The following is an 855-nucleotide window of genomic DNA, read 5'->3' as shown; positions in this document are numbered from 1 at the left end:
AAACATGCAATGTACTCGAAAATACGCTTCTTTGCCTCAGCTCGTGTTGAAAAGGTTTCGAGATACACAAGTTCTTTTCCCCTCTTCTAGAATGAGTTGGACAGCTTGGTGCTTGAATTCTTGACTGTACTTTTTTGCCATCGTAGACGCCTCGATTTAGAATGCTTTTATTGTCGCACTCTCGGTTCTGCGTGTCCAGAATTCAGTCTACCAACAGTTTTTTCACCTTACCCTCTTTGAATCACTAATCTTTTCACTTTATGATATGGAACTATCTTGACTTGATGACGATATATTGCAACCCCTTATTACCTTTTTTAGCTACTATTGATGTCCCAGCATGGTTCCTTCTTTTTAGGTTCTCACAGAAAAAGGAGTTTCGAAGATTGTATCGAAATTAATGTTTATGATATGGGTACGAAATTATACTTTCCTAAAAAAAATTACAATCATTATGGTGTTTCTCTCTATCCTGCTTGGTATACGATGGTTCTGGTTTACGATTCTTGCTACGCCAGAGCATCCTCATGCGGCTCAAGGCGTACTTGATATGAGGGGCTGGAACTTCGAGAATTCCCGCTCCATTCCATTGAACGGCGAGTGGGAGTTTTACCCTGAGGCATTCATCTCACATAAAGACATAATGCGCTCAGCCATTGCTCAGCCGCATTATGTTCAAGTTCCAGGAGATTGGCGCAGCGCCTTACCGAAAGAATCGGATTCATCGTTTGGTTACGGAACGTATCGACTGCGTATTCTGGTCGATCAGCCACTAAAACAGCCCTATACGTTCTGGATCCAACAAATTCAAGCTTCTTCTATTGTTGAAATTAATGGTGAGACGGCAGCGGTTTT

The 855-nt window shown here is 41.8% G+C and carries 1 protein-coding gene and 1 pseudogene; one reads left to right on the top strand and one right to left on the bottom strand.

The features are described from left to right. Positions 1–68: hypothetical protein (locus AF333_RS37795; protein ID WP_152968251.1), on the bottom strand; the 68-nt coding region annotated here is incomplete at its 3' end. 386 nt (positions 69–454) lie between these two features. Between AF333_RS37795 and AF333_RS31015 the strand changes: the two are divergent. After that, positions 455–855: pseudogene (locus AF333_RS31015) on the top strand (histidine kinase); the annotation flags it as partial.

Source organism: Aneurinibacillus migulanus, from assembly GCF_001274715.1.
GTDB classification, from domain to species: Bacteria; Bacillota; Bacilli; order Aneurinibacillales; family Aneurinibacillaceae; genus Aneurinibacillus; species Aneurinibacillus migulanus.
This window is presented reverse-complemented; position numbering and strand designations above follow the sequence as displayed.